Annotated in this window: 5 protein-coding genes and 2 pseudogenes; 5 read left to right on the top strand and 2 right to left on the bottom strand. The window is 49.0% G+C overall.

Annotated elements, in window-relative coordinates; genetic code table 11:
* Positions 1–137: 137 nt before the first annotated feature.
* The 3 genes and pseudogenes from SSCH_RS10430 (at position 138) to SSCH_RS10420 (ending at position 2,716) form a co-directional block, all read left to right on the top strand.
* Positions 138–368: a hypothetical protein gene (locus SSCH_RS10430; RefSeq protein ID WP_044665404.1), complete on the top strand. Its 231-nt coding sequence runs from the start codon at positions 138–140 to the stop codon at positions 366–368.
* Between the two features lie 411 nt (positions 369–779).
* A pseudogene (purD, locus tag SSCH_RS10425) lies at positions 780–2,070 on the top strand (phosphoribosylamine--glycine ligase).
* Positions 2,057–2,716, top strand: a complete 660-nt coding sequence (locus tag SSCH_RS10420) for an HD domain-containing protein (RefSeq protein WP_198142382.1) — start codon at positions 2,057–2,059, stop codon at positions 2,714–2,716. The pseudogene purD and the gene SSCH_RS10420 overlap by 14 nt, the downstream one beginning before the upstream one ends.
* A 395-nt stretch (positions 2,717–3,111) precedes the next feature.
* On the opposite strand, the gene SSCH_RS10415 is transcribed toward SSCH_RS10420, so the two are convergent.
* Positions 3,112–3,459, bottom strand: coding sequence for a hypothetical protein (locus SSCH_RS10415; protein WP_044665403.1), 348 nt, complete (start codon positions 3,457–3,459; stop codon positions 3,112–3,114).
* A 64-nt stretch (positions 3,460–3,523) separates the two neighbouring features.
* On the bottom strand, positions 3,524–4,672 hold the full coding sequence (locus tag SSCH_RS10410; protein ID WP_052835562.1) for an amidase domain-containing protein: 1,149 nt from the start codon (positions 4,670–4,672) through the stop codon (positions 3,524–3,526).
* Between the two features lie 260 nt (positions 4,673–4,932).
* Here SSCH_RS10410 and SSCH_RS17655 point away from each other — a divergent pair.
* Both SSCH_RS17655 and SSCH_RS10400 read left to right on the top strand, forming a co-directional pair.
* Positions 4,933–6,584, top strand: a pseudogene (locus SSCH_RS17655) (spore germination protein).
* A gap of 132 nt (positions 6,585–6,716) precedes the next feature.
* Complete coding sequence (locus SSCH_RS10400) at positions 6,717–6,947, top strand: hypothetical protein (RefSeq protein ID WP_044665402.1); 231 nt, start codon at positions 6,717–6,719, stop codon at positions 6,945–6,947.
* Positions 6,948–6,987: the final 40 nt, after the last annotated feature.

Here is a 6,987-nt window from a genome sequence, read left to right as displayed (position 1 = left end):
AACCGAATCTGAAGATGAATGGGATGACCTGGATTTTCTCCTGGATTGTGACGAAGCATGTGTCTTCCAATGGAATTGGTGATGAGCAAAGGAGAGGCAGACCATAGGGATCGGGCTGGTGGACAGGGTGAGGCCGTGTGGCTGCTGCCCGGATCGCTCTAGCCAAGGCCGGCAAGAAGGCTGAGGGTTCGGTCATGGCTTCTGACGGGTTCTTACCCTTTCCTGATACCATCGAATATGCAGCCAAGAGCGGTGTCACAGCTTTGATCCAGCCAGGCGGCTCCATCCGGGATGAGGAGGTTATTGCTGCTGCAGATGCGGCAGGAGTGGCTATGGTTTTCACCGGGAGACGCCACTTTAAACACTAACCGTTAACCGTTACGGGTAACCGTTACGGGGACGGTCCTTTTGTCACGATTGACAAGAAGAATGTCATTTTGTCAGGTTTTCAGGTTCTGACATCCGGCTCAGGGTGCACAGAGGAAGGTGCACAGGGGATGGCTTTTGTTGCATTCCTCCAAACTCCGGCATCTATTATGCGAGCAGACACCAATTACCTAAGCGGTGATACCTGAGTGAAAACGGAGCCAAAGTCAGTAAAAGGTGACAATAGAACCGTTCCCCTGTCAAAATTGAGATGTGGGAAGCGGGGAAAACTGCATCGGGCAGCATAGGAATGACGCTAAACCGTACAGTTTGACACTTTGTTAAAAGCAATAAAGCAAGCCTTGCCCTGGTTAGACAGGCAGGTTATGTCACAGGTTGTGAGGAGGTAAATGATGAAGATTCTGGTTGTGGGGTGGGGGTGGGCGAGAGCACACCCTTGTCTGGAAGCTAAAGAAGAGCCCGCGGGTGGATAAGATATACTGTGCCCCTGGGAATGGGGGTATTGCTCGGGATGCGGAGTGCATCCCCATTGCTGCTGAAGATATCAAGGGTTTGGCGGATTTTGCAGAGAAGGAAAGAATTGACCTGACCGTTGCAGGGCCGGAAGTCCCCCTGGTGGCAGGTATCGGGGACCTCTTCGCTTCCCGGGGTCTCAAGCTATTCGGCCCCCAGGCTAAAGCAGCTCTTTTGGAAGGGAGCAAACTCTTTGCTAAAGATGTGATGGTCAAATACGGAGTACCCACTGCTGCCTATAAAGTATTTCAGGACTCTGACAAGGCTCTCAGCTTTGTGAGGGAACTGGGTGGCCCCTGTGTGGTGAAAGCTGATGGGCTGGCTGCGGGAAAAGGTGTAATCATCGCTAAAGACACCGCAGAAGCGGAAGACGCAGTGAGGCTTATTATGGAAAAACGCTCTTTTGGGGAAGCGGGCAGCTCACTTTTGGTAGAGGAACTCCTGGAAGGTGAGGAGGTAAGTGTGCTCGCCTTCACCGATGGCAAAACCATCATACCCCTGGCAGCTTCCCAGGACCATAAACGAGCTTATGACTGTGATCAGGGTCCCAATACAGGTGGCATGGGTGCCTATTCTCCTCCCCCTGTTTACACTGAGGATCTCCATGCACAGGTTTTGCGAGATGTATTGGAGCCGGTCATCAATGGTTTGGCGGCTGATGGGATTCAGTACAAAGGGGTAATTTATGCAGGTTTGATGCTCACCAAAAAAGGCCCCTATGTGTTGGAGTTCAACTGCCGCTTTGGTGACCCGGAAACACAGGTAGTGATACCGCGCCTGAAAACTGATCTCTTTGAAGTGATGGAGGCGGTTGTGGATGAGCGGCTTGATGATGTACAGCTGGAGTGGGATCCCCGTGCTGCTGTCTGTGTGGTTATGGCGTCAGGGGGTTATCCAGGTTCCTATGCAAAGGGCAAAGTGATAACCGGGTTAGATGAATTGCCCCCGAATGTCCTGGACTTTCATGCGGGAACAGCACTGACAGGGGAGCAGTTGGTAACCGATGGGGGAAGGGTGCTCGGGGTTACAGGCTTTGGCACCACAATCGCGGAAGCGGTGCAGAGTGTCTATGCCGGAGTGGAGAAGATCCATTTTGAAGGGATGCACTATCGACGAGACATCGCCCACCGGGCTTTAAAAAAGGGGTTGAAAATTTGTGATCCGGCTTGAGGATGTTCAGCACAATCCGGATGTAGAGGTGCTCATGAAAAAGGTACATGAGTACCTGGCGACAATGCTGGCCATCACCCATGATGAAGAGCATGCCCACCATGTGGCCAATCTCAGCTACCGCATCCTGAAGATACTCGACTACCCGGAGCGAGAGGCTGAACTGGCGGCCATCGCCGGGTATATGCATGACATAGGCAATGTAGTCAACAGGTATGAACACGGACGGAGCGGAGCTCTGATGGCTTTTCACCTCCTGATGCGCATGGGGATGCCTGCAGAGGAGATCGCTGTTGTAATTGCTGCGATCGGCAATCACGAGGAAAGGTCAGGTTTTGCTGTGAGCAATGTGGCGGCAGCGGTTATCCTGGCGGATAAATCCAATGTCCATTACACCAGAGTGCGCAAAGAAGATGAGGCCACTTTCACCACCCGTGACCGCGTCAATTACGCTGCGCGGGAATCTTTCCTTACCGCTGACCCAGAGAAGCGGGAGATCATTATGAACCTGAAGATCGATACATCTATTTGCTCAGTTATGGAATATTTCGAAATATTTATGGTGAAAATGCTTCTTTGCCGTAGAGCAGCCAATTTCCTCAACTGCCGCTTCGGCCTGGTGATCAACGGCAATCACATGCTGTAGTAGTGGTTGGTGGTTGGTCGTTAGTCATTAGTCATTGGAAAAAATTTGGCGTTAGATGCTCCTTAAGATTATTTCATCTAAAATTATAATGGAGTATTACCGGAGTGTTACCTATGTGTTGAACCATTTGTGTTACCCATGTCTTGACCGAACTCCGAACAACGAAATCTAACCACTAACGACCAACCACTAACGACTAAAATGTTGAGCCCACGGGATTTCCGTGGGCTCAACTCGTAAAAGTTGCCTGAGCAAGGTATCAGATGTGGGCAGCTTGCAGGGCTGCCCTTTACCCTTAAACCTGATTTGCTTATTACCCGGCTCCATAGTGATTCATTTTTGTATGACAAGGGTTTTCAGTAGCGGTGACATAGGGGGTCCATACGCTCATAGGGCTAACAAGAATCTTTGTGGTCTTCGTGTTTTTTATGTGGACATGGCCTTTCTACACTACATACCCGATCCAGAGGTATTATAATGACCCGGACCCTTTCTCTAAATGGAGTAGCTACCCCTGGTATAAATGTTAATACCTCAAAAGAATTATCAGACGTCAGCTCAATAAAATCTCGTCCAATCAGGGTCAGGATTCCCCCTACAGCCTTTTTACAGCATTCTCCGCAGGAGAACTCAACGTTCACTACTTTGCATTGAAAATCTTTATCAAGCCTGCCTATAAAATTTTGAAATGGGTTAAATGCCTTTGCTTCGACATTATTAATGGTTTCAGGGTTATCGGACATACCGGTTCCTCCCTCCCGTTTTTATCATAATATGATGAACAGTTCCCTGGTGTTACATCGTTAATTAGCCATTAATCTGAAAGAGGTGGAAGATCGTTTTTTTGTCGTACCCCATATCCCAGGGACAGTGATAGCGGTCCACAGTATGGGAATTGACCAGGGGGTACCCTTGCGAATCCCACCCGACTATAATTGCGACATGCTCTATCTCACCATTTAGCCCGTAACCGATTACATCTCCTATATTCAGTTCCAGTACAGCCCCTCTGGGGTATTTTTTTGTGGGACTGATCAGTTCCGGGAAGGTGCCGCTGGCCACCAACGTTCCGCGGCCGCTGTATTGAACCCAATCACAGAAATTTTGAGCCCTTACCCAGGCTTGGCTGCCAGAAAAACCATCCTGGTCGAAATGGTAAAACCAGCCTCCATCTAAAGGTAGATTGCCGCCGTTTTTGTCTGACAGGCACTGCGATACAAAATTAGTGCAGTCCCCGCCTATAGCGCTCAAATTACCATATTGGGGGTTATACTGGTGATTGTTTCCTGCCCCCCATGCCAGGCCAGCGTACTTATCAGCATAATGTACAGATCTTTCGCGGTCGTAGATATCCGCTGCCATCTTTGGAGTAGTTCGCTTGATTGGTGGTCCTTGAGGTGGTCTACCATCTGCTGGTTTTGGTTCAGGTGCCAGTGAATCATCACCTAAACCGTCAGTATAAAAGTCCTGGCAGATGAGCCATTTTCCCTTTTTTCGTTTCATTTTTATCCAGTGGCGAGTGCCGATTCCGAAACGGTTTACAGTAGTGCTGCCAGGGTAGACATAACCTACTTGTAGGGTCTGGTGAACAATCAGTTCGGCATGATTTCCCTCTAGTTCGGACCAGGGTATGTGGATTACGGACCTGGCTTCTGTAAAACGTACTCCTCGCTTTTTCATCCATAACCCGACAAACTCCATTTTTGCTTTTTCATGGGAATGCGCCCACTGGCCGAGTTTCTCAGTTGTGTCATAACTGGATAACACTGCATCTTTGGCGGACTTTTTGACAATAGCGAGCGCCCGGGTATCAAAAATCTCTTTTACTGTTTTGGATAACTCTGTCTGCTGTGCATTGCTAGCTTTACTGATTAATGGTCTAAATAGAAATGGTCCAAGTATTATTATGGTTACTGCAGCTGTAGCAGTTAACATTAAGGCGGTTTTTCTTTTCATTAATAAACCTCTTCCCTTCTAATTTCCTTGTAAGTGTCCATTATCTATGGTTTCCTTTTTACCGGAACTGTTGCAAGTTTATTAATGTCACCTCAGAAATAAATAGCCAGGGCATAAAATGGGCAGGTATATCAAAAAATAGTATTATTGTTGCCTCAGATCTTATTTCCCTACCGCTACTTGCGTCTAAGTGTAGCAAGTGACATAAAAACAGGAAGCATAGATCATGCTATAGATGGGGAAGGTGGTGAGTATTCCTGATGTTTCGCCCGCTTAAAAAGCCCTTAAAACCCTCAGAGGTTAAAAAGCGCAGGATGCAGTCGCGGCTTCAGGGCCTGCAGCCGTCTGAAGAGGTTCTGAAGCAGTACGTCCGTTCCGATCTTGATTACAATGTAGAGCTAATGAAAAAATTGTTTGCTGAAACCAGCGATTTTGTTGTGCGCCATTTCCACTTTGGATCCAACAGGGAAATCCGGGTTGCATTAGTTTTTATTGATGGACTTGTTGATAGTACATCGATCAGCGAGTCGATATTCAAGCCCTTTATTATGCGCACCTTGGAAAACGGTGATCCGGAACTGCTGCCCCAAAACCCCTATGATTTAATCCTCAACTGGCTGGTCACATTTTACAGTGTCAAAGAGGAAGTAGAGATGGGAAAGCTGTTGGACCTGCTGCTTGCAGGGTTTGCGATCCTCTTTGTCGACGGTTCTGAGAAGCTTTAGCCATCGAAGTCAAGGGGTGGAAGACGCGCTCGGTCGAAGAACCAAAAGCGGAATCCTTTGTCCGGGGTCCCCGGGACGGTTTTACGGAAACCATCCGCATAAACACCGCCCTCCTGCGGCGCCGGATCAGAACACCTAATCTTCGCTTCGATATGTTGCAAATCGGTACAATCACCAAAACTGATATTTGTGTCGCCTATATTGAAGGTATAGTCAATCCGGCAACAGTGAAAGAGGTAAAAAAACGCCTGGAATCCATAGAGACAGATTCCATTTTGGAAAGTGGGTATCTGGAGGACTTTATTAAAGACAACTATTGGACACCCTTTACACTGCTGGACCGCACGGAAAGGCCGGACAAGGTTGCCGGGGCTCTGTTGGAGGGTAGAGCAGCCATTTTTGTCGATACCACACCTTTTGTGCTCATTGTACCTGTTGTATTTAGTGAATTTCTGCAGTCCCCAGAGGATTACTATGAGGGACATGACTACATCCGCCCTTTCCGCTGGTTCGCACTGATTTTAACCCTGTCTTTGCCATCACTGTATGTTGCCTTAACCACTTTCCACCAGGAAATGCTCCCTGGATCACTGGCGTTGAGTATGGCAGCAGGTCGGGAGGGGGTGCCCTTTCCTGCTGTTGTGGAAGCCCTGATCATGGAGGTTACCTTTGACCTGCTGCGGGAGGCGGGAACCCGTATGCCGCGCTCTGTGGGTCAGGCTGTGGGTGTAGTAGGAGCATTGGTTTTAGGGCAGGCTGCAGTTACTGCCGGGATTGCCAGCCCCTTTATCGTGATCATTGTTGCTTTGACGGCTATTGCTTCTTTCCTTATTCCCAATTATTCGGCATCGATTGCGATCAGGTATTTGCGCTATCCTATGCTCTTGCTCGCTGGGTCATTTGGCCTGGTAGGAATTTTCTTTGGCTTTATGATCCTGCTGCTGCATATGGCCTCACTTCGTTCCTTCGGAGTTCCGTACCTTTACCCAATTACACCGGCAGTATCCGGGGAATGGCAGGATGTATTTTATCGCGCTCCCTGGTGGGCGATGGACCGTAGGCCACGTCTCTTCCGCTCTCCCAATGTCAGAAGACAGGCGCCAGGGCAGCGTCCGGAACCACCCCAGAAAGGTCCTGCCGGACAGGATGGGGGAGATCAGGGGGAACAGGAGAGTTCGGAAAGCTGAACTAGGCGGCGAAGAGTAGGAAGTGCAGCTCATTTGTTGGGCCAAGATAGAACACAAAACAGACTGGAAAGCGGGGTAAATACCCCGACCGGTTCAATGTGATAAGCAGTGATAGGAAAAGGGGAGTACACGATGTTTATTAGGGTGTTATTGGTGCTGCTGCTTGGGATCGGGGTAGCTGTTTATGAAGTACCCAGGTTAATGGAAGAGCAGATGAAGCGGGAACTCATCGCTTTCGGTGGTTTTCTACTGATCGGTGTGGTCTTAGCGCTGGCTTTAGTTCTTGGTTTGCCGCTCCCCAACCCCACCCGGGCTATAGAATTTATTTTCGCTCCTCTGGAAAGACTGCTTCACCCCAGGTGAAACGGGACCCTGAGGCGAAAAACTGCTATGCACCGGGTGA

Origin of the sequence: Syntrophaceticus schinkii, assembly GCF_000946815.1 — a bacterium.
Classification (GTDB): Bacteria; Bacillota; DSM-12270; order Thermacetogeniales; family Thermacetogeniaceae; genus Syntrophaceticus; species Syntrophaceticus schinkii.
Note: the sequence above shows the minus strand (reverse complement) of the source record. Positions and strands in the feature narration are given on the sequence as shown.